Below are 18,113 nucleotides of genomic sequence, written 5' to 3' on the forward strand. Positions count from 1 at the left end.
TCTTCCGCATGGCAAACCCACTCCGTCAACGCGTTGGCCCACATACTACCAACACAGATTTGTGACAGAGCCTTCTTTTTTGAGCGGCGTTGAAGCTTTCCTTAGCTGGGCTTGAGCTTGGCCCCCGGCAAACCCAGTGCAAAAACGGAATTCGGCACGTTCTGCGCGGGCAGCTGGGTCTTGACGGCTCGTGTGCGGGAAGGGGACGAAACTACCTGCATGGTCTGTAGCGTCCTTTCGCCAGCTTGCTGCTGTGCCAGCAGGTCGGCGACGGTGATGGATTGCAGATATTCCATCACCCGGGAGTGAAAGTTCGCCCACAGCTCCGCGGTCATGTCGCCCGACTGGGGCGCACCTTCGTCCTGGCCGGCCGGCCGGGGCATGTATTTCTCCGAGGCCAGGACGATGTCGGCCACCGATAGCTCCTGGGGCGGGCGCAGCAGCGTGTAGCCGCCGCCGGGGCCGCGGATGCTGGAGACGATGCCTGCGCGGCGCAGCGCGCTGAAGATGTCCTCGAGATAGGACAGCGAAATGCCCTGGCGTGCACTGATGGAGGGAAGGGCGACGGGCTGGCCGTGGGAGCGCAGTGCCAGGTCCGTGAGGGCTGTGACAGCCAGCTTGCCTCGGGTGGTCAAACGCATGGTGTGGGGTTCCTTGTCATGAAGGGTGGCGGACAGGGCCGCTGCTGCTGCGCCGAAGCGCTGTGGCCGGGCCATGCGGCCTTGCGGTGGCCCTGAAGGGCAGATGGATGTGCGTGCGCCGCGCCTGTAAGGCGGCAGGCCGGGCCGGCGGATGGCCGGGCAGTGCCTCAGGCGCGCTGCATGCGGCCCGCGCGGGGGGGCCTGTGCCTTTTCTTCGGCAGCGGAGCGGGCAGCGCCTCGGCCAGTGTGGCGGGGCAGGGGAAGGGCGCAAGGCCGGAGGCGGCCTGCGGCAGGCGGATGTTCTGGTCGTCAGGCAGGTCCTGCCGGTCGTCCATGAGGCCGTGGTCGCGCAGGTCGGCGGAGGCGTCCTTCGCCACGTCTTCTGCGGTCTGGAGCGCGGGGCCTGCGGAGGCATCGTCCAGCAGCATGGCATGCGTGCACACCTGGGGTGGGAGCACCGCCGCCGGCGTCTTGCCGAAGGCGGATACACCCACGCTCAGGAGGAAATGGAGGGTGAAAACCGCAATCAACCATCTCGGCATGGTAGGTAAATTATACGGACCCCTCTTTCCAGGCCCATGCCCGTGGCCAGGGGAAGCCGGCAGAATGCGGACATGAGCGCCCGCCCCGCACCCCGAACGCCCGCCCGCCCGGCGGCTCCCGCCGCGCCGGCGCTGTACCAGCAGATCAAGGACTTCATCGTGCGCGGCATCCAGGACGGCTCCTGGCGCGCGGGTGACCGTCTGCCTTCCGAGAACGAGCTGGTCACGCGCTTCGGCATGTCGCGCATGACGGTGAACCGGGCGCTGCGCGAGCTGGTGGAGCAGGGGCGCATCGTGCGCGTGGCCGGGGTGGGCAGCTTCGTGGCGGAGGGCAAGCCGCAGTCCACGCTGCTGCACATCGCCAACCTGGCCGAGGAGATCCGCCAGCGCGGCCACGACTACCTGTGCGAGGTGCTGCGGGTGGAGCGCGTGTCCGCGCCGGTGGAAGTGGCCGCGGCGCTGGACCTGCGGGCCGGCGCCTCGGTGTTCCATGCGGTGTGCGTGCACCGGGAGGACGGTGTGCCGGTGCAGCTGGAAGACCGTTACGTGAACCCGAGGATGGCGCCCACGTTCGGGGCGCAGGATTTTTCGCGGCTGCAGCCCTCGGAATTCCTGGTGCGCAACGTGCCCTTCGACCAGATGGAGCACGTAGTCGATGCCGTGCTGCCCACGCCCGAGCAGGCCGGGCTGCTGGCGATCGCGCCTGGCGACCCCTGCCTGCTGCTCACCCGCCGCACCTGGTCGGGGGGCGTGCCGGTGACGGTGGTGCGCTGCCTCCATCCCGGCAGCCGCTACCGGCTGGGCAGCCGCTTCAGGGCCGACGGTCCCCCGCTCGTGGGGTAGGTGCATGCGGGTTGATCCTGTATATACAGGATCGCTTTTCCATGCTCCAATACCTTCAATGCGGCGCAACCATGCCGTTTTTTCGCACCATCTTGTCTATACAGGAAGAGTAATGACCTCCTTGCCCACCCTCGTGCTCCGACCCGGCCAGGTCTCCCTGGCCGAACTGCGCCGTGCCAGCGCCGGCGGCCTGTGGCTGGCGATGGGCCCGGAGGCGCTGCAGGGACTGGCAGCGGCGCAGGCCACCGTGGACCGCATCGTGCGGGAAGACCAGGTGGTCTATGGCATCAATACCGGCTTCGGCAAGCTGGCCAGCACCCGCATCGCCGGCGACCGGCTGGCCGAGCTGCAGCGCAACCTGGTGCTGTCGCACAGCGTGGGCACGGGCGAGGCCTTGCCTGACCCCGTGGTGCGCCTGGTGCTGGCCACCAAAGCAGTGAGCCTGGCGCGCGGCCATTCGGGCGTGCGGCCGGCGCTGGTGGATGCGTTGCTGGCACTGGCGAATGCGGACGTGCTGCCGGTCATTCCGGCGCAGGGCTCGGTGGGAGCGTCGGGTGACCTGGCTCCGCTGGCGCACCTGGCCTGCGTGCTCATCGGCGAAGGCCAGGCCAAGGTGCAGGGCCGCGTGGTTCCTGGCCGCGAGGCCCTGGCCGCCGCGGGGCTGCAGCCGTTCGTGCTCGGGCCCAAGGAAGGCCTGGCGCTGCTCAACGGCACGCAGGTGTCCACGGCGCTGGCGCTGGTGGGGCTGTTCGGGGCCGAGAGCGTGTTCGCCGCAGGGCTGCTGTCCGGCGCGCTGACGCTGGAGGCCATCAAGGGTTCGGTCAAGCCGTTCGATGCGCGCATCCATGCGGCGCGCGGCCAGCCTGGGCAGATCGCCGTGGCGGCGGCCATGCGCGCGCTGCTGGAAGGCAGCGAGATCGACCCTTCGCACCCCCACTGCGGCCGCGTGCAGGACCCGTACTCCATTCGCTGCGTGCCTCAGGTCATGGGCGCCTGCCTGGACAACCTGCAGCACGCCGCGCGCGTGCTGCGCACCGAGGCCAACGCCGCGTCGGACAACCCCCTGGTCTTCGCCGACACGGGCGAGGTGATCTCGGGCGGCAACTTCCACGCCGAGCCCGTGGCCTTCGCGGCGGACATCGTCGCGCTGGCGCTGGCCGAGATCGGCGCCATCTCCGAGCGGCGGCTGGCGCTACTGCTGGACACGGCGCTGTCCGGCCTGCCGGCCTTCCTGGTGCGCGACAGCGGCGTCAACTCCGGCTTCATGATCGCGCAGGTCACTGCCGCGGCGCTGGCGGCCGAGAACCAGTGCCTGGCCACCCCGAGCAGCGTGACCAGCCTGCCCACCTCCGCCAACCAGGAGGACCACGTGTCCATGGCCACCTACGGCGCGCGCCGCCTGGGCGGCATGGTGCGCAACGTGGCGGTGATGGTGGGCATCGAGGCCATGGCCGCCGCGCAGGGCATCGACCTGGAGCGCGTGCCCGCGCCCGGCAGCGCGCACCGGCCCTGGCTCCGCAGCTCGCCGCTGGTGGAGGCCGAACTGGCCGCCATCCGCCAGCGCGTGGCCTTCCTGGAGCAGGACCGCTACCTTGCACCCGACATCGAGGCCATGCGCGGCTGGGCCTTGCGCGACGGGGAAGGCGCGGCGCAGTGGCCCGCTGCACTGGCGGCCGTCCTGCCCAGCCATGCGCAGGCATGATGGTCGCGCCATCCACCACAAGCACCGGAGCTCTGCCCATGACGACCCCTTCCTCCCATGCCGCTCGCATCGACGCCTGCGTGGACGATGCCACCGTGCAGGCCTTCCAGCGCGACGGCGCCGCCGTGGTGCGCGGCCTGCTGAATGCGCAGGAACTGGCGCTGCTGTCCGAGGCCATCGAGGCCAACCTCGCCGCCCCCGGCCCCCTGGCCAAGGTGGCCAGCCGGCCCGACGACCCGGGCCGCTTCTTCGAGGACTTCTGCAACTGGCAGCGCATCCCGGCCATCGAACGCTTCATCCGCGAAACGCCGCTGGCATTGCTGTCGCAGCGGCTGATGGGCTCGCGCACCGTGCGCCTGTACCACGACCACCTGCTGGTCAAGGAGCCCGGCACGCGCCAGCGCACGCCCTGGCACCAGGACCAGCCCTACTACAACGTGGACGGCGGCCAGAACATCAGCCTGTGGATTCCGGTCGATCCGGTCTCGCGCCCGTCCACGCTGGAGTTCGTGGCCGGCTCGCACCGCGGCCCGTGGCTCATGCCGCGCAGCTTCATGGACAACCAGGCCAAGTGGTTCCCGGAGGGCAGCCTGGCCGACCTGCCGGACATCGAGGCCGCGCGCGACCGCTTTCCCATCCTGGGCTGGGCGCTGGAGCCGGGCGACTTCGTGTGCTTCAACATGCTCACGCTGCATGCCTCGGCCGGCGTGCAGGGCCCCGGCCGCCGGCGTGTGTTCTCGCTGCGCTTCCTGGGCGACGACATGCGCCATGCGCCGCGCGCCTGGAAGACCTCGCCGGATTTCCCCGGCCTGGCCGAGGTGCTGCCGCCGGGGGCGGAAATGGACCACCCGCTCTTTCCCCGCCTGGTGGGGTAGGGCATGCGTTTGATATGAAAAAGCCCTGCGGCCCCCTTCCAGCAAGCGCGGGCAGCTATTGATACGGTAGCGGGCAACGCCCCGCGCCGACGAAGGAGACATGCATGAACACCACCACCGACCCGCGCCTGGACCCCACCCGTGAAGTGCGCGCCCCGCGCGGCAGCACGCTCACCTGCAGGAACTGGCTGATCGAGGCGCCGTTCCGCATGCTCCAGAACAACCTGGACCCCGACGTGGCCGAGAACCCGCAGTCGCTCGTGGTCTACGGCGGCATCGGCCGTGCCGCGCGCGACTGGCAGTGCTTCGACCAGATCCTGGCCTCGCTCAAGGCCCTGGGCGAGGACGAGACCCTGCTCGTGCAGTCCGGCAAGCCGGTGGGCGTGTTCAAGACCCATGCCGACGCGCCGCGCGTGCTGATCGCCAACTCCAACCTCGTGCCCAAGTGGGCGAACTGGGAGCACTTCAACGCGCTGGACCGCCGGGGCCTGTTCATGTACGGCCAGATGACGGCCGGCTCGTGGATCTACATCGGCAGCCAGGGCATCGTGCAGGGCACCTTCGAGACCTTCGTGGAGGCGGGCCGCCAGCACTACGGCGGCGACCTGGCGGGCCGCTGGATCCTCACGGCCGGCCTGGGCGGCATGGGCGGCGCGCAGCCGCTGGCCGCCACCTTGGCCGGCGCCTGCTCGCTCACCGTCGAATGCCAGCAAAGCAGCATCGACTTCCGCCTGCGCACCCGCTACGTGGACAAGCAGGCGCGGGACATCGACGACGCCCTGGCGCTCATCCGGCACCATACGGCCAGGAAGGAGGCCGTCTCCATCGCGCTGCTGGGCAACGCGGCCGAGGTGCTGCCCGCGCTGGCCCGGCGCGCACGGGCCGGCGCCATCCGCCCCGACCTGGTGACCGACCAGACCTCCGCGCACGACCTGGTGCACGGATACCTGCCGCCCGGCTGGAGCGTGGCCCAGTGGAAGGCCGCGCAGCGCGACCCGGCGCAGCACGCGCGGCTGGCCGAGGCGGCGGCCCGGGGCTGCGCGGTGCACGTGCAGGCCATGCTCGACTTCCAGGCACTGGGCATCCCCACGGTGGACTACGGCAACAACATCCGCCAGGTGGCGTTCGACCAGGGCGTGCAGAACGCTTTCGACTTCCCCGGTTTCGTGCCGGCGTACATCCGCCCGCTGTTCTGCGAGGGCAAGGGCCCGTTCCGCTGGGTGGCGCTCTCGGGCGACCCCGAGGACATCTACCGTACCGACGCCAAGATCAAGGAGCTGTTCCCCGACAACCACCACATCCACCACTGGCTGGACATGGCGCGCGAGCGCATCGCCTTCCAGGGCCTGCCGGCGCGCATCTGCTGGCTGGGCCTGGGCGAGCGCCACGTGGCGGGCCTGGCCTTCAACGAGATGGTGCGCAAGGGCGAGCTGAAGGCGCCCGTCGTCATCGGCCGCGACCACCTGGACACCGGCTCCGTCGCCAGCCCCAACCGCGAGACCGAGGCCATGAAGGACGGCACCGATGCCGTGAGCGACTGGCCGCTGCTCAATGCGCTGCTGAACACCGCGGGCGGCGCCACCTGGGTAAGCCTGCACCACGGCGGCGGCGTGGGCATGGGCTATTCGCAGCATGCCGGCATGGTGATCGTGTGCGACGGCACCGAGGCCGCCGACCGGCGCCTGGCGCGCGTGCTGGTCAACGACTGCGGCTCGGGCGTGATGCGCCATGCCGACGCGGGCTACGAACTGGCCGTGGCCACGGCGAAGAAGTTCGGCCTCACGCTGCCGATGGTGCCGTGAGCCTGCACCGCTTCACGCTGGGCGGCGTGCCTGCCACGCCCTGGAAGAACGGCGGCGGCAGCACCCGCGAGTTGCTGTGCTGGCCGCTGGGCGCGGGCCTGGAGCATTTCGACTGGCGCGTCTCCGTGGCCACCATTGCGGCCGACGGGCCTTTCTCGCGCTTTCCCGGCATCGACCGCCACATCTTGCTGCTGGAGGGCGGCGGCGTGCACCTGCAGGGCGAGGGCATCGACCACCGGCTGGCCACGCCGCTGCAGCCCTTCGCCTTCAGCGGCGATGCGGCGCTGCACTGTACGCGGCTGAACGGCACCTCCACCGACTTCAACGCCATGGCGCGGCGCGGCCGCGGCAGCGCCACGGTGCGGGTGCTGCAGGGCGAATCCTGGGCGCTGGACGGCGCAACGCACCTGCTGCTGCTGGCCGTGCGCGGCCACTGGCGCCTGGGGGACGAGGCCTTTGCCGCCGGCAGCGGCGTCTGGTGGGCAGGCACGCCGCGCAGCGCGCACCTGGTTCCCGGCGGGGGCGATGCGCAATTGGTGGCCGCGGGCTGGCAGCCTGCAGCTTTGGCATCAAAATCGCCTCCAGCGCCCGCCCAGCAAGCGTAACCAGCTATGAAAGTTGATGCATGACCACGACCGCCTTCGCCTCGGCGCCCAGCGCCGACGGGCTGTGGACCGGCCTGCGCGCCATGGACGGCGCGCCTCTCGCGCTGGCTGTGGAGGCCGGCCAGGTGCAATGGATGGGCTTGCCCGGCACCGAGCCTGCGCGCTTCGCCCAGGTCGTGCGCCATGACGGTGGCGGCGCTCTGGTCACGCCCGGGCTGGTGGACTGCCACACGCACCTGGTTTACGGCGGCCACCGCGCCCACGAGTTCGCACTGCGCCTGGCCGGGGCCAGCTACGAGGAGATCGCCCGGGCCGGCGGCGGCATCGTCTCCACCGTGCGCGCCACGCGCGAGGCCGGCGAGGATGCGCTGTTCGCAAGCGCCAGCGCGCGCCTGTCGCAGCTGCTGGCCGAGGGCGTGTGCGCCGTCGAGGTCAAGTCCGGCTACGGCCTGGCGCTGGAGCACGAGCGCAAGCAGCTGCGCGTGGCGCGGCGGCTGGCGCAGGTGCACGGCGTGGCGGTGCGCACCACCTTCCTGGGCGCGCATGCGCTGCCGCCCGAATACGCGGGCCGCAGCGGCGAGTACATCGACCTCGTCTGCCGCGAGATGCTGCCTGCGCTGCACGCCGAAGGGCTGGTGGACGCGGTGGACGTGTTCTGCGAGCGCATCGCCTTCTCGCTGGAGGAGACCGAGCGCGTGTTCCAGGCCGCGCGGGCGCTGGGCCTGCCGGTCAAGCTGCACGCGGAGCAGCTCAGCGACATGGGCGGCGCGCAGCTCGCGGCGCGCTATGGCGCGTTGTCGTGCGACCACGTGGAGCATCTGTCGCAGGCGGGCATCGACGCGATGCGGGCCGCTGGCACCGTCGCCGTGTTGCTGCCCGGCGCCTACTACACGCTGCGCGACACGCACCTGCCGCCCATCGCCGCGCTGCGCGCTGCCGGCGTGCCCATGGCCGTCGCCACCGACCACAATCCCGGCACCTCGCCGGCCCTGAGCCTGCTGCTGATGGCGAACATGGCCTGCACGCTGTTCGGCCTGACGGTGCCGGAGGCGCTGGCGGGCGTCACCGCGCACGCCGCGCGCGCGCTGGGTCTGCAGGACACGTACGGCACGCTGGCCGTGGGCCGCCCGGCCGACTTCGTGCTGTGGAACGTGCGCGAGGCCGCCGAGCTGGCCTACTGGTTCGGCCAGAGGCCGGTGCGCTGCGTCGTGCGCCAGGGCCGCATCGCGGAGGGTGCACCGTGAGCGCGGGCCGGCTGTTCGCCGCCCATGCGCTGCTGCCCGCCGGCTGGGCGCGCGACGTACTGCTGGCATGGGACGGGCAGGGCGCCTTCACGCAGGTGCAGGCCGGCGCGGCCCGGCCGGCCGGCGTGGCCGAGGCCGCTGGTCCCGTGCTGCCCGGCATGCCCAACCTGCATTCCCACGCCTTCCAGCGCGGCATGGCCGGCCTGGCGGAATACCGCGGCAGCGGCGAAGACAGTTTCTGGAGCTGGCGCAGCCTCATGTACCGCTTCGCGTGCAGGCTCACGCCGGCGCAGCTGGAAGCCATCGCCTACGGCCTTTACGTCGAGATGCTGGAGGCGGGCTACACGGCGGTGTGCGAATTCCACTACGTGCACCACGACACCGGCGGCCGCCCCTACGCCGACAGCGCCGAAATGGCACTGGCCGTGCTGCGCGCCGCGCGGCGCGCGGGCATCGGGCTCACGCTGCTGCCGGTGCTCTACCAGAGCGGCGGCTTCGGCGCGCAGCCGCCGGGCGAGGGGCAGCGGCGGTTCATCCACGCCACCGGCGCGATGCTGCGGCTGCTGGAGCGCCTGCAGGCGCCGTGCGCAGGGCAGGGCGCCCGGCTGGGCCTTGCGCCGCATTCGCTGCGCGCCGTGCCGCCCGCCGCGCTGCGCGAGGCGCTGGCGGGTCTGGACGCCCTGGACGCCACCGCGCCTATCCACATCCACATCGCCGAGCAGGAGCGCGAGGTGGCGGACTGCATCGCCTGGAGCGGCCAGCGCCCGGTCGCCTGGCTGCTGGACCATGCACCGGTCGATGCGCGCTGGTGCCTGGTGCACGCCACCCACATGGACGCCGTTGAAATCCGCCGCGCCGCCGCGAGCGGCGCCGTGGCCGGCCTGTGTCCCTCGACGGAAGCCAACCTGGGCGACGGCATCTTCGATCTGCCGGCCTGGATGGAGGCCGGCGGCGCGTGGGGCGTGGGCTCGGACAGCCATGTGTGCGTCAATGCGGCCGAGGAACTGATGCTGCTCGAATACAGCCAGCGCCTGGCCACGCGCCGGCGCAACGTGGCGGCCGGCGCGCACCAGCCCGAGGTGGCCACCGCCATGGTGCTCGCCGCCGTGCGCGGCGGCGCGCAGGCGGCGGGGCGGCCGGTCGCCGGGCTGGCCGTGGGCCAGCGGGCCGATTTCGCCGTGCTGGATGCGGCGCACCCGGCGCTCGCGGGCCTCGCGGCGCCGCAGATGCTGGCAGGCCACGTGTTCGCCAGCCACCGTACCAGCGCGGTATGCGGCGTGCATGCCGGCGGCCAGCCCGTGGTGGTGGCGGGGCGCCATGCCGGCCACGAGGCGGCCCGGGCCGGCTTCATCGCCGCACGGCGACAATTGATCGAGGAGTCCCCATGAATTTCCACACCGACCAGCCGCCCTTCCGCTTCCGCCAGGGAACCCGGCCCCTGCTGATTTCCATGCCCCACGTGGGCACCCACGTGCCGCCGCAGCTTGCCGCGCGCTTCACCGCCGAGGCCCGCCACGTGCCCGACACCGACTGGCACCTGGAGCGGCTGTACGACTTTGCCGACGGGTTGGGCGCCTCGGTGCTGGTCGCCACGCATTCACGCTACGTCATCGACCTGAACCGCCCGCCGGACGGTGCCAGCCTCTACCCCGGCCAGAGCGTCACCGGCCTGTGCCCGGTGGACACGTTCGACGACACGCCGCTGTATGCCGACGCAGCCGATGCGCCCGGCGACGCCGAAATCGCCGCGCGCCGCGATGCACTCTGGCAGCCGTACCACGCCCAACTGGCGCAGGAGCTGGAGCGCCTGCGGGCGCAGCACGGCATCGCCATGCTGTGGGACGCGCATTCCATCCGGTCGGTGCTGCCGCGCTTCTTCGCCGGCAAGCTGACCGACCTGAACCTGGGCACCGCCGGCGGCGCGAGCTGCGACCCTGCGCTGGCGCAGGAACTGCTGGCCATTGCCCAGGCCGCACCGGGCTACACGGCCGTGCTCAACGGCCGTTTCAAGGGTGGCCATATCACGCGAAGCTATGGCGACCCGGCACGCAAGGTGCACGCCGTGCAGCTGGAAATGACCCAGTGCAGCTACATGCAGGAGCATCTGCCGTTCGACTACCTGCCCGAGATCGCCTCGGTTGTTCAGCCCCACGTGCGGCGCATGCTGCAGGCCATGCTCGCGTTCGCGCAGGCCAACGGCTAAGATCCATGTCCATGGACACCCAATCCCTCGTTGCCCAAGAGCCACCCCGGGAAGCCCCCTGGGGCTGGAGTGATCGTTTTCGCATGCCTCTGTACCGGCCCGGGACGCGCGTGCGGCTGCGCCGCGGCGGAAGCTGGGAAACGGTGAGCCATGTGGCCTTGCGCCGCCATGACCTGGCGGTGTACTTGGTAGGCCACGCCGAGCCGGCCGACCCCCTGGAACTGGAGCTCGAGCCCACGGTGTTCACCACCGTGCGCGTGCCCGAGCCGCATTGACGGCCTGAACCGCGTCAGGCGCCCGGCCGCTGGGCCATGGCCTCGCCCAGGCGGACGGGGCGGGCCGCCGCCCAGCCGGCGGTGAACTGCACGGCGCCGCGCGGGAACAGCAGCACCACGGTGGAGCCCAGCTGGAAGCGTCCCATCTCCTCGCCCTGCCGCAGCCGGATGTCCTGGTCCGCATAGTCCCACCGGCGCAGCTTGCCGGTGCGCGGCGGATTCACCTGCCCATGCCACACGGTGGCCATGCTGCCGACGATGGTGGCGCCCACCAGCACCAGCGCCATGGGGCCGAGCGGCGTATCGAACAGGCAGACCACCCGCTCGTTGCGCGCGAACAGCCCCGGCACTCCGCGCGCCGTGAGCGGGTTGACGGAAAACAGCGCGCCCGGCACGTGCTCCATGCGCAGCAGCCGGCCGTCGCACGGCATGTGGATGCGGTGGTAGTCGCGCGGGCTCAGGTAGATCGTGGCGAAGCTGCCGCCCTGGAACTGCGCAGCCAGAGTGGCGTCGCCGCCCAGCAGGGCGGTGGTGGAGTAGTGGTGGCCCTTGGCCTGGAAGATCTGGTCGTGCTCGATGGCGCCGAGCTGGCTCACTGCCCCGTCCACCGGGCAGATGGCGGCCGCATCCGCCAGCGGGCGTACGCCGGGACGCAGCGCGCGGGTGAAAAAGTCGTTGAAGCAGGCGTAGTGCGCGATGTCGGGCTCGGCGGCCTCGCTCATGTCCACGCCATAGCGCGCGACGAAACGGCGGATGGCTGCCGTGGTCAGGCGGCCCGCCCGTGCCGATGCCAGACTGCCCGCCAGGGCGGTCAGCGCCTGCTTGGGCAAAATATACTGGGGAAGAACGGCGAGGCGGTCGGACACGTAGGGGCAATCCTTGCGAAAAAGGCCGGGCCATTCTACTGGCGGGCCCGGGCGCCCAAGGCCGTGCGCTGCTGCGGGCATACCCGCAGCAGCGCACGGCGGCCGGGAGAAACCCCGCGCCTGCGGCGAGGGCCGGCACGCCAGATAATGCCGAGCTTCCCTGAAGCGCCGCGGCGCGACGAGGCGCCTCCTCCATGCCACCTTCCCCCGTTTCCGATGTGTCCTCCGAAGCCAGGCCTGAGGAGGCCGGCATGCGTCGCGCCCTGGCCTGGCTGCGCCGCTTCTGGCCTGCGCCGGTGGGCGTGGACCGGCGCGAGCGCCTGCGCATGGTGGGCGGTGTGGCCCTGGGGGTTGCCGTGGTGGCGCTGTTTGCCCATTGGTATGGTGCGGCGCTGCCCGTCCCGTGGATGGTGGCGTCGCTCGGCTCCAGTGCCGTGCTGGTGTTCGGCATGCCGTCGAGCCCCTTGGCGCAGCCGTGGCCGGTGCTCGCGGGCAGTGCCTTGTCTTTCCTGATCGGCGAGGCCTGCGCCGCGATGGTTCCAGAGGTGGTGCTGGCTTGCGGCCTGGCCGTCGGCCTGGCCGTGGGTGCGATGCTGGCCCTGCGCTGCCTGCATCCTCCCGGCGGCGCCCTGGCACTGTTCGGCGTTCTCAATCCCCACGAAAACCTGCAGGTGGCGCTGTTTCCGGTGCTGCTCAACGTCGCAGTCCTGGTGCTGGTGGGCATCGCCTACAACCAGCTCACGGGCCGCAGCTATCCCCATGCCCAGGCGCGCAAGAGCGTTCCCCCGGGGGGGACGGGCGCCTTCACGTCCGCCGACCTGGATGCCGCGCTATCGCACTACAACCAGGTGCTGGACGTGAGCCGTGCCGACCTGGAAGGGCTGCTGCACCTCGCGGGCAAGGCCGCCTTCCAGCGCACGCTGGGCGAGCTGCGCTGCCAGCAGATCATGTCGTCGCCCGTGCATGCCGTGTCGGCCGACACCTCGCTCAAGGACGCCTGGGCGCTCATGCGCAAGGAGGCCATCAAGGCCCTGCCCGTGGTGGACGCGCAGCGCCTGGTGGTCGGGATCGTCACCGTGTCGGACTTCATGCGGCTGGCCAACCTCGACGTGCACGAGGGCATGGGCCAGCGCCTGCGCTCGCTTATCCTGGGGCGCCCCAAGCGCCCCGACCAGGTGCAGAACCTGATGGCGTCGCCCGTCATGCAGGTGCACGCGAACCAGCACGTGATGGACCTGGTGCCGCTTTTTTCCGTGGCAGGGCACCACCATATCCCCGTGGTGAACGAGCAGCGGGAGCTGGTCGGGATCATCACGCAGACGGACCTAGTCAAGTCGCTCGCAGCGGCTGTGGCAAGGGCCTAGCTGCGCGGGGCGGTTCACATCGCAGTACAATTCTGCGGCTCATGCACAGCGCCACAGCGCCACGCCTGTCCGTGAAGCCGCTCCTGCCGGCTTTTCCGCCCCCTACGCCCGGGGGCGAATGACGCTCCCCTGCCTGCACTGCACCGTGCTTCGAGCCCATGAATGGGGCTGAAGCGGTCGTTGGTGATGGCCGGGCGCGGCAGAGTGCGTTCGCAAGCATTTGTTATTGAAACCGATGGACCACAACACATGGCCAAAGAAGAACTGATCGAGATGCAGGGTTCCGTGACCGAAGTCCTGCCGGATTCGCGCTTTCGCGTGACGCTGGACAACGGCCACCAACTCATCGCCTACACCGGCGGCAAGATGCGCAAGCACCACATCCGCATCCTGGCGGGCGACAAGGTGTCGCTCGAAATGTCGCCCTACGACCTTACCAAGGGCCGCATCACGTTCCGCCACCTGGCAGGCCGCGGCCCTGCGCCTTCGGGCAACCGCTGAGGCGTTGGCAGGGCTGCAAATATCGCGCCGTTTCTCCCGAGTGGACGGATCTGGCGGGTTAGAATGCGAGCTGTCGGAGCGTAGCGCAGCCTGGTAGCGCATCTGCTTTGGGAGCAGAGGGTCGCGAGTTCGAATCCCGCCGCTCCGACCATCGTATACAAGGGGTTGGCTCTTCAGGAGCCAACCCCTTTTTTCGTCATGGGTGCTGGAGGGGGCATGGCAGGACACGGCGGATGGAGCACAGGCGCAGCGGTGCGCTACGACCGGGTGGATGCCTTGCGCGGCGTCGCCATGGTGTGGATGACGCTCTTTCACTTCAGCTTCGACCTGAGTCATTTTGGCTACTGGGCGCAGGATTTTCGCGGCGATGCCTTCTGGACCGTGCAGCGTACGCTGATCGTGAGCCTGTTCCTGTTCTGCGCCGGGCTGGGACAGGCCGTCGCATGGCACCGCGGGGTGGGCTGGCTGCGCTTCGGCAGGCGCTGGGGCCAGATCGCCGGCTGCGCACTGCTGGTGACGGCGGGCTCCTACCTCATGTTTCCCCGCAGCTTCATCTACTTCGGCGTGCTGCACGGCATGGCCGTGATGCTGCTGGTGGCGCGGGCCACGGCGGGCTGGGGGCGCTGGCTGTGGCTGGCGGGCCTGCTGGCCGTGCTGTCGCCCTGGGCGGCCGGGTGGGCGCTGTCGGGGCCGCTGTCCACGTGGGCCGCAGCCTTCGACGGCCGGGCGCTGAACTGGCTGGGCTGGGTGACGCGCAAGCCGTTCACCGAGGATTACGTGCCCGTGTTCCCCTGGCTGGGCGTGATGTGGTGGGGCATGGCATGCGGCCAGGGGCTGCTCGCACGGCGGCCTGCTTGGTTTGCCGGGCCGGTGGGCGGCGCGGGCAGGCCGCTGGCCGCGCTGGGGCGCTACAGCCTCGGCTACTACATGCTGCACCAGCCGGTGATGATCGGCGCGCTCCAGCTCATCGGCTGGCTGCGCACATGAAAAACGCGGCACATGGCCGCGTTTGCAGGGAGCGCAGGGCAGGTGGTTATTCCACCTTGGCCTTGGCGCGCAGGTCTTCCTGGAACTTGATCAGCTTCTGCTGCTGCAGCTGCTGGGCGATCTGGGGCTTGACCTCGTCGAGCTTGGGCAGCTGGGCCTCGCGCACGTCGTCCAGGCGGATCACGTGCCAGCCGAACTGGCTCTTCACCGGCGCTTGCGTGGTCTTGCCCTTTTCTAGCTTCACGAGGGCCTCGGTGAACTCGGGCACGTAGCTGCTGGGGCTGGCCCAGTCCAGGTCGCCGCCGCGGGCGCCGGAGCCAGGGTCCTTGGACTGCTTCTTGGCGATGTCTTCGAACTTGCCGCCCTTCTTGAGCGAGGCGATGATGGCCTTGGCCTCGTCTTCCTTCTCCACCAGGATGTGGCTGGCCTTGTATTCCTTGCCGGCATTGGCGGCCACGAACTTGTCGTATTCGGCCTGGATCTCGGCGTCGGTGACGGGGCTGCTCTTCTGGTAGTCGGCGAACAGCTCGCGGATCAGGATGGTCTGGCGGGCCAGTTCCATCTGCGCCTTGTAGTCGGCCGAGGCTTCCAGGCCGCGCTTTTGCGCTTCCTGCATGAAGATTTCGCGGGCGATCACTTCTTCCTTGATCTGGTTCTCGATCTCGGGGGTGATCGGACGGCCCGAGCGCTCCACCTGCTGCTTGAGGACTTCGGCGCGTTCCTTCGGGACGGCCTTGCCGTTGACGATGGCGAGGTTTTGCGCGGCAACGGGCAGAGCCATCGTGCCCAGCAGGGCGGCGGCCACGAGGCCGGACAAGAGCTTTTTCTTCATTGGGAATCCACGGGAATAGGAAATGGTGTGCGGGTGGTGGCCCGCGAGCCTTCAAATAGGGCTGGGGTCAGAGGATCTCAATCGCAATGGCATGGGCGCCACGGTCGATGAAAACCTGCAGCGCATCATACACAAGCCGATGCTGCGCCACGCGGGGCCTGGCTGTAAACAACGGTGACGCGATCCGCACCCGGAAATGGGTGCCGAAACCGGTGCCGTTGGCCCCGGCGTGGCCCTCGTGCAGGCCGCTTTCGTCGATGACCTGCAGTTGCGTGGGGGACAGCGCCTCCTGCAGGTGCTCGGCCATGGCTTCGGCGGTGATGGCGAACGGCTGGTTCATGGCTGTGCGTCCTCGGGAGTGGCTTCCTCTTCCTTGAGGTAGCGGCCGAGGTACAGGGCCTGGGCGATGACGAAGGCGAACATGAGCCCGATGCCGCCGAACAGCTTGAAGTTGACCCAGGTGTCGGTATCGAAGGTGTAGGCCACCCAGAGGTTGAGCACGCCCATGGCGGCGAAGAAGCCCGTCCAGGCCCAGTTCAGGCTGCGCCACACGGGCTCGGGCAGCGTGATCTGCGCGCCCATGAGCGATTTGATGAAGTTCTTGCGCAGCAGGAACTGGCCCACGAGCAGCGCCGCGCCCATGAGCCAGTAGAGCACGGTGGGCTTCCACTTGATGAAGGTCTCGCTGTGCGCCAGCAGCGTCGCGCCGCCGAACACCACGATCACGCCCAGGCTGAGCCACTGCATGGGCTCGACCTTGCCGTGGCGCATGCGCAGATAGCCGATCTGCACGATGGTGGCGGCGATGGCCACGCCCGTGGCCGCGTAGATGCCCCAGACCTTGAAGGCCGCGAAGAACAGGATGATGGGAAAGAAGTCGATGAGCAGTTTCATGGCGCCGGGGATTCGAAGTCGAGCGAGGCGGAGTTCATGCAGTAGCGCAGGCCCGTGGGGGCGGGGCCGTCGGGGAAGACGTGGCCCAGATGGGCCCCGCATTGTGCACACACGGTCTCGGTGCGCAGCATGCCGTGGCTGCGGTCCTCGATTTCGCGGATGGCGCCGGGCATGGCCTGCGAGAAGCTGGGCCAGCCACAGCCCGCGTCGAACTTGGTGCCGGAGTCGAACAGCTTGGCCCCGCAGCAGATGCAGTGGTAGCTGCCGTCAGCCCAATGCCCCTCGTACTTGCCGGTGAATGGGCGCTCGGTGGCCGCGCGGCGCGTGACCTGGAAAGCGCCGGGCTCGGCGCCTTTGTCCTGGAGCAGCGCCTGCCACTGGGCTTCGGTTTTCTGGATGGGGTAGGTCATGAGGAGCAGCTGATGGAAATGGAAGACGCCCAGTCGGGCGGAAAGCCGGCGTAGGCCTCGTGGCCGGGGTGTTCGTCGAAGGGGCGCGCCAGCAGCGTCTGCAGGGTTTGGAGTTCCCGGAGGTCGCCGAGTTTCGCTGCGCGGATGGCCTGCTCGCCCAGGTGGTTGCGCAGCACGAACCGCGGGTTGTTTTTGAGCATCAAATCGGCTGCCAGCGCTTTACCATCAAGCGCAAGCAGCTCCTGATAAGAGAGCAGCCAGGCGTCGAACGCGGCGCGGTCGGCGAACAGGTCGCGCACGGGCTCGAAGGCGTCCTCGGCCACGGCCTGCGACAGGCGGCGCCAGAAGATGGGGTAGTCCACGCGGCCCGCCGCCAGCAGCTGCAGCAGCGTGTCGATCAGCGCCGCGGCGCCGGGATGGGCGGAGCGCAGCCCGAGCTTGGCGCGCAGGCGCTCGATGAACTGCGCGGCGAACACGGCTTCGTAGGTGCCCAGCGCCTGCTGGGCCACGGCCACGTCGTCGATGAGCGGCAGCAGCGCCTGCGCTAGGCAGTGCAGGTTCCACCAGCCTATGGCGGGCTGGCGGCGGAAGGCGTAGCGGCCCTGGCTGTCGCTGTGGTTGCAGATGTGGTTCGGATCGAACGCATCGAGGAACTGGAAGGGCCCGTAGTCGATGGTGAGCCCCAGGATGCTCATGTTGTCCGTGTTCATCACGCCGTGGCAGAAGCCCACGGCCTGCCACTGCGCGATGAGCGCGGCGGTGCGCTCGCTCACCGCCTGCAGCAGCGCGGCGCAGGCGTTGCCGCTGGATGCATCGGTTGCACGGCATTGCGGGTAGTAGCGGTCGATCACATAGTCCGCCAGGGTGCGCAGCTCCTGCAGCTGGTTGCGCGCGGCGAAATGTTCGAAATGCCCGAAGCGGATGAAGCTCGGCGCCACGCGCGTGACCACGGCCGCGGTTTCGGCCTCTTCGCGGTACACGGGCGCGGGCGAGCCCGTCACGCACAGCGCGCGCGTGGTGGGGACGCCCAGGGCATGCATGGCCTCGCTGCACAGGAACTCGCGGATGGCCGAGCGCAGCACGGCGCGGCCGTCGCCCATGCGCGAGTAGGGCGTGAGGCCGCTGCCCTTGAGCTGGATTTCCTGGCCCTGCGCCGTCTCACCCAGCAGGATGGCGCGCCCGTCCCCGAGCTGCCCGGCCCAGACACCGAACTGGTGGCCGCTGTAGACGCTGGCCAGCGGCCGGCTGCCGGGCAGCAGCGCGTTGCCGGTGAAGGCCTGCAGCGCCGCGTCGCTGGCCATCCAGCCGGCGGGCAGGCCGAGCAGGGCGGCCACGTCGGCGCTCGTGCCCACCCAGTAGGGAGCGGGCAGGGGCGAGGGGCGCAATTCGGTATAGAAGGCGGGGCCGAGGCCGGCGAACCCGTGGCGCCAGGCCAGGGGGGATGCGCCTTCGGCGGTGGCTGGCGGGTGCATGGCGCGATTGTCGCCCACGGGCTTTTGCCCCCCCGGGCGGCAAGGCCTTGGGGAG

At 70.1% G+C, this 18,113-nt stretch carries 20 protein-coding genes and 1 tRNA gene; 13 read left to right on the plus strand and 8 right to left on the minus strand.

Annotated elements, in window-relative coordinates; translation table 11 throughout:
• Positions 1–101: 101 nt before the first annotated feature.
• Positions 102–641 (minus strand): Rrf2 family transcriptional regulator, encoded by a 540-nt coding sequence (locus AVS7_RS14215; protein WP_020229080.1) that lies wholly within the window; start codon positions 639–641, stop codon positions 102–104.
• A 167-nt stretch (positions 642–808) separates the two neighbouring features.
• A complete protein-coding gene (locus AVS7_RS14220) occupies positions 809–1,183 on the minus strand; it encodes a hypothetical protein (RefSeq protein WP_034690994.1) in 375 nt (124 codons plus the stop codon).
• A gap of 72 nt (positions 1,184–1,255) precedes the next feature.
• Here AVS7_RS14220 and hutC point away from each other — a divergent pair, with 72 nt between their 5' ends.
• The 9 genes from hutC to AVS7_RS14265 all read left to right on the plus strand — a co-directional run bounded on the left by hutC (position 1,256) and on the right by AVS7_RS14265 (position 10,732).
• Positions 1,256–2,026 carry a histidine utilization repressor gene (hutC, locus tag AVS7_RS14225; RefSeq protein WP_020229082.1) on the plus strand — a complete coding sequence of 257 codons (771 nt, stop codon included), beginning with the start codon at positions 1,256–1,258 and terminating at the stop codon, positions 2,024–2,026.
• Positions 2,027–2,138: 112 nt separating this feature from the next.
• Positions 2,139–3,728 carry a histidine ammonia-lyase gene (gene hutH, locus AVS7_RS14230; protein ID WP_020229084.1) on the plus strand — a complete coding sequence of 530 codons (1,590 nt, stop codon included), beginning with the start codon at positions 2,139–2,141 and terminating at the stop codon, positions 3,726–3,728.
• Between the two features lie 38 nt (positions 3,729–3,766).
• The gene (locus AVS7_RS14235; RefSeq protein ID WP_020229085.1) at positions 3,767–4,603 is read left to right on the plus strand and encodes a phytanoyl-CoA dioxygenase family protein; all 837 of its coding nucleotides are present in this window, start codon (positions 3,767–3,769) and stop codon (positions 4,601–4,603) included.
• 104 nt (positions 4,604–4,707) lie between these two features.
• On the plus strand, positions 4,708–6,405 hold the full coding sequence (gene hutU, locus AVS7_RS14240) for a urocanate hydratase (RefSeq protein ID WP_020229086.1): 1,698 nt from the start codon (positions 4,708–4,710) through the stop codon (positions 6,403–6,405).
• A complete protein-coding gene (locus AVS7_RS14245; RefSeq protein WP_020229087.1) occupies positions 6,402–7,010 on the plus strand; it encodes a HutD family protein in 609 nt (202 codons plus the stop codon). Before hutU ends, AVS7_RS14245 begins: the two co-directional genes overlap by 4 nt.
• Positions 7,011–7,030: 20 nt before the next feature.
• A complete protein-coding gene (hutI, locus tag AVS7_RS14250; RefSeq protein WP_020229088.1) occupies positions 7,031–8,254 on the plus strand; it encodes an imidazolonepropionase in 1,224 nt (407 codons plus the stop codon).
• The gene (locus AVS7_RS14255) at positions 8,251–9,642 is read left to right on the plus strand and encodes a formimidoylglutamate deiminase (protein WP_020229089.1); all 1,392 of its coding nucleotides are present in this window, start codon (positions 8,251–8,253) and stop codon (positions 9,640–9,642) included. The genes hutI and AVS7_RS14255 overlap by 4 nt, the downstream gene beginning before the upstream one ends.
• Positions 9,639–10,457, plus strand: a complete 819-nt coding sequence (gene hutG, locus AVS7_RS14260) for an N-formylglutamate deformylase (RefSeq protein WP_020229090.1) — start codon at positions 9,639–9,641, stop codon at positions 10,455–10,457. Before AVS7_RS14255 ends, hutG begins: the two co-directional genes overlap by 4 nt.
• Positions 10,458–10,468: 11 nt before the next feature.
• Complete coding sequence (locus AVS7_RS14265) at positions 10,469–10,732, plus strand: hypothetical protein (protein WP_024001601.1); 264 nt, start codon at positions 10,469–10,471, stop codon at positions 10,730–10,732.
• 14 nt (positions 10,733–10,746) lie between these two features.
• Here the strand turns inward: AVS7_RS14265 and asd are convergent, their stop codons facing one another.
• Positions 10,747–11,598 (minus strand): archaetidylserine decarboxylase, encoded by an 852-nt coding sequence (gene asd / locus AVS7_RS14270; RefSeq protein ID WP_020229092.1) that lies wholly within the window; start codon positions 11,596–11,598, stop codon positions 10,747–10,749.
• 194 nt (positions 11,599–11,792) lie between these two features.
• On the opposite strand from asd, the gene AVS7_RS14275 reads away from it, so the two are divergent.
• From AVS7_RS14275 to AVS7_RS14290, 4 genes are all read left to right on the plus strand, one after another.
• Positions 11,793–12,962 carry an HPP family protein gene (locus AVS7_RS14275; RefSeq protein WP_034690996.1) on the plus strand — a complete coding sequence of 390 codons (1,170 nt, stop codon included), beginning with the start codon at positions 11,793–11,795 and terminating at the stop codon, positions 12,960–12,962.
• 249 nt (positions 12,963–13,211) lie between these two features.
• Positions 13,212–13,463, plus strand: coding sequence for a translation initiation factor IF-1 (gene infA / locus AVS7_RS14280; RefSeq protein WP_020229094.1), 252 nt, complete (start codon positions 13,212–13,214; stop codon positions 13,461–13,463).
• A gap of 74 nt (positions 13,464–13,537) precedes the next feature.
• A tRNA-Pro gene (locus tag AVS7_RS14285) sits at positions 13,538–13,614 on the plus strand.
• 65 nt (positions 13,615–13,679) lie between these two features.
• Positions 13,680–14,450 (plus strand): heparan-alpha-glucosaminide N-acetyltransferase, encoded by a 771-nt coding sequence (locus tag AVS7_RS14290; RefSeq protein WP_034690999.1) that lies wholly within the window; start codon positions 13,680–13,682, stop codon positions 14,448–14,450.
• A gap of 46 nt (positions 14,451–14,496) precedes the next feature.
• Here the strand turns inward: AVS7_RS14290 and AVS7_RS14295 are convergent, their stop codons facing one another.
• The 5 genes from AVS7_RS14295 to AVS7_RS14315 all read right to left on the minus strand — a co-directional run bounded on the left by AVS7_RS14295 (position 14,497) and on the right by AVS7_RS14315 (position 18,058).
• On the minus strand, positions 14,497–15,282 hold the full coding sequence (locus AVS7_RS14295) for a peptidylprolyl isomerase (protein WP_024001603.1): 786 nt from the start codon (positions 15,280–15,282) through the stop codon (positions 14,497–14,499).
• Between the two features lie 67 nt (positions 15,283–15,349).
• Positions 15,350–15,622, minus strand: a complete 273-nt coding sequence (locus tag AVS7_RS14300) for a BolA family transcriptional regulator (RefSeq protein ID WP_020229097.1) — start codon at positions 15,620–15,622, stop codon at positions 15,350–15,352.
• Entirely contained in the window at positions 15,619–16,176 is a 558-nt protein-coding gene (locus AVS7_RS14305; protein WP_020229098.1) for a septation protein A, read from the minus strand. Before AVS7_RS14305 ends, AVS7_RS14300 begins: the two co-directional genes overlap by 4 nt.
• Positions 16,173–16,586 carry a peptide-methionine (R)-S-oxide reductase MsrB gene (gene msrB, locus AVS7_RS14310; protein WP_020229099.1) on the minus strand — a complete coding sequence of 138 codons (414 nt, stop codon included), beginning with the start codon at positions 16,584–16,586 and terminating at the stop codon, positions 16,173–16,175. Before msrB ends, AVS7_RS14305 begins: the two co-directional genes overlap by 4 nt.
• Positions 16,583–18,058, minus strand: coding sequence for a YdiU family protein (locus tag AVS7_RS14315; RefSeq protein WP_034691000.1), 1,476 nt, complete (start codon positions 18,056–18,058; stop codon positions 16,583–16,585). The genes msrB and AVS7_RS14315 overlap by 4 nt, the downstream gene beginning before the upstream one ends.
• Positions 18,059–18,113: the final 55 nt, after the last annotated feature.

This window comes from Acidovorax sp. MR-S7, from assembly GCF_000400995.2.
Taxonomy (GTDB): Bacteria; Pseudomonadota; Gammaproteobacteria; order Burkholderiales; family Burkholderiaceae_C; genus MR-S7.

What these genes read in the sequence shown, in the direction of transcription:
- AVS7_RS14215 (WP_020229080.1), bottom strand. Translation starts at nt 641, where the DNA reads ATGCGTTTGACCACCCGAGGCAAGCTGGCTGTCACAGCCCTCACGGAC.
- AVS7_RS14220 (WP_034690994.1), bottom strand. Translation starts at nt 1,183, where the DNA reads ATGCCGAGATGGTTGATTGCGGTTTTCACCCTCCATTTCCTCCTGAGC.
- hutC (WP_020229082.1), top strand. Translation starts at nt 1,256, where the DNA reads ATGAGCGCCCGCCCCGCACCCCGAACGCCCGCCCGCCCGGCGGCTCCC.
- hutH (WP_020229084.1), top strand. Translation starts at nt 2,139, where the DNA reads ATGACCTCCTTGCCCACCCTCGTGCTCCGACCCGGCCAGGTCTCCCTG.
- AVS7_RS14235 (WP_020229085.1), top strand. Translation starts at nt 3,767, where the DNA reads ATGACGACCCCTTCCTCCCATGCCGCTCGCATCGACGCCTGCGTGGAC.
- hutU (WP_020229086.1), top strand. Translation starts at nt 4,708, where the DNA reads ATGAACACCACCACCGACCCGCGCCTGGACCCCACCCGTGAAGTGCGC.
- hutI (WP_020229088.1), top strand. Translation starts at nt 7,031, where the DNA reads ATGACCACGACCGCCTTCGCCTCGGCGCCCAGCGCCGACGGGCTGTGG.
- hutG (WP_020229090.1), top strand. Translation starts at nt 9,639, where the DNA reads ATGAATTTCCACACCGACCAGCCGCCCTTCCGCTTCCGCCAGGGAACC.
- AVS7_RS14265 (WP_024001601.1), top strand. Translation starts at nt 10,469, where the DNA reads ATGGACACCCAATCCCTCGTTGCCCAAGAGCCACCCCGGGAAGCCCCC.
- AVS7_RS14275 (WP_034690996.1), top strand. Translation starts at nt 11,793, where the DNA reads ATGCCACCTTCCCCCGTTTCCGATGTGTCCTCCGAAGCCAGGCCTGAG.
- infA (WP_020229094.1), top strand. Translation starts at nt 13,212, where the DNA reads ATGGCCAAAGAAGAACTGATCGAGATGCAGGGTTCCGTGACCGAAGTC.
- AVS7_RS14290 (WP_034690999.1), top strand. Translation starts at nt 13,680, where the DNA reads ATGGCAGGACACGGCGGATGGAGCACAGGCGCAGCGGTGCGCTACGAC.
- AVS7_RS14295 (WP_024001603.1), bottom strand. Translation starts at nt 15,282, where the DNA reads ATGAAGAAAAAGCTCTTGTCCGGCCTCGTGGCCGCCGCCCTGCTGGGC.
- AVS7_RS14300 (WP_020229097.1), bottom strand. Translation starts at nt 15,622, where the DNA reads ATGAACCAGCCGTTCGCCATCACCGCCGAAGCCATGGCCGAGCACCTG.
- AVS7_RS14305 (WP_020229098.1), bottom strand. Translation starts at nt 16,176, where the DNA reads ATGAAACTGCTCATCGACTTCTTTCCCATCATCCTGTTCTTCGCGGCC.
- msrB (WP_020229099.1), bottom strand. Translation starts at nt 16,586, where the DNA reads ATGACCTACCCCATCCAGAAAACCGAAGCCCAGTGGCAGGCGCTGCTC.
- AVS7_RS14315 (WP_034691000.1), bottom strand. Translation starts at nt 18,058, where the DNA reads ATGCACCCGCCAGCCACCGCCGAAGGCGCATCCCCCCTGGCCTGGCGC.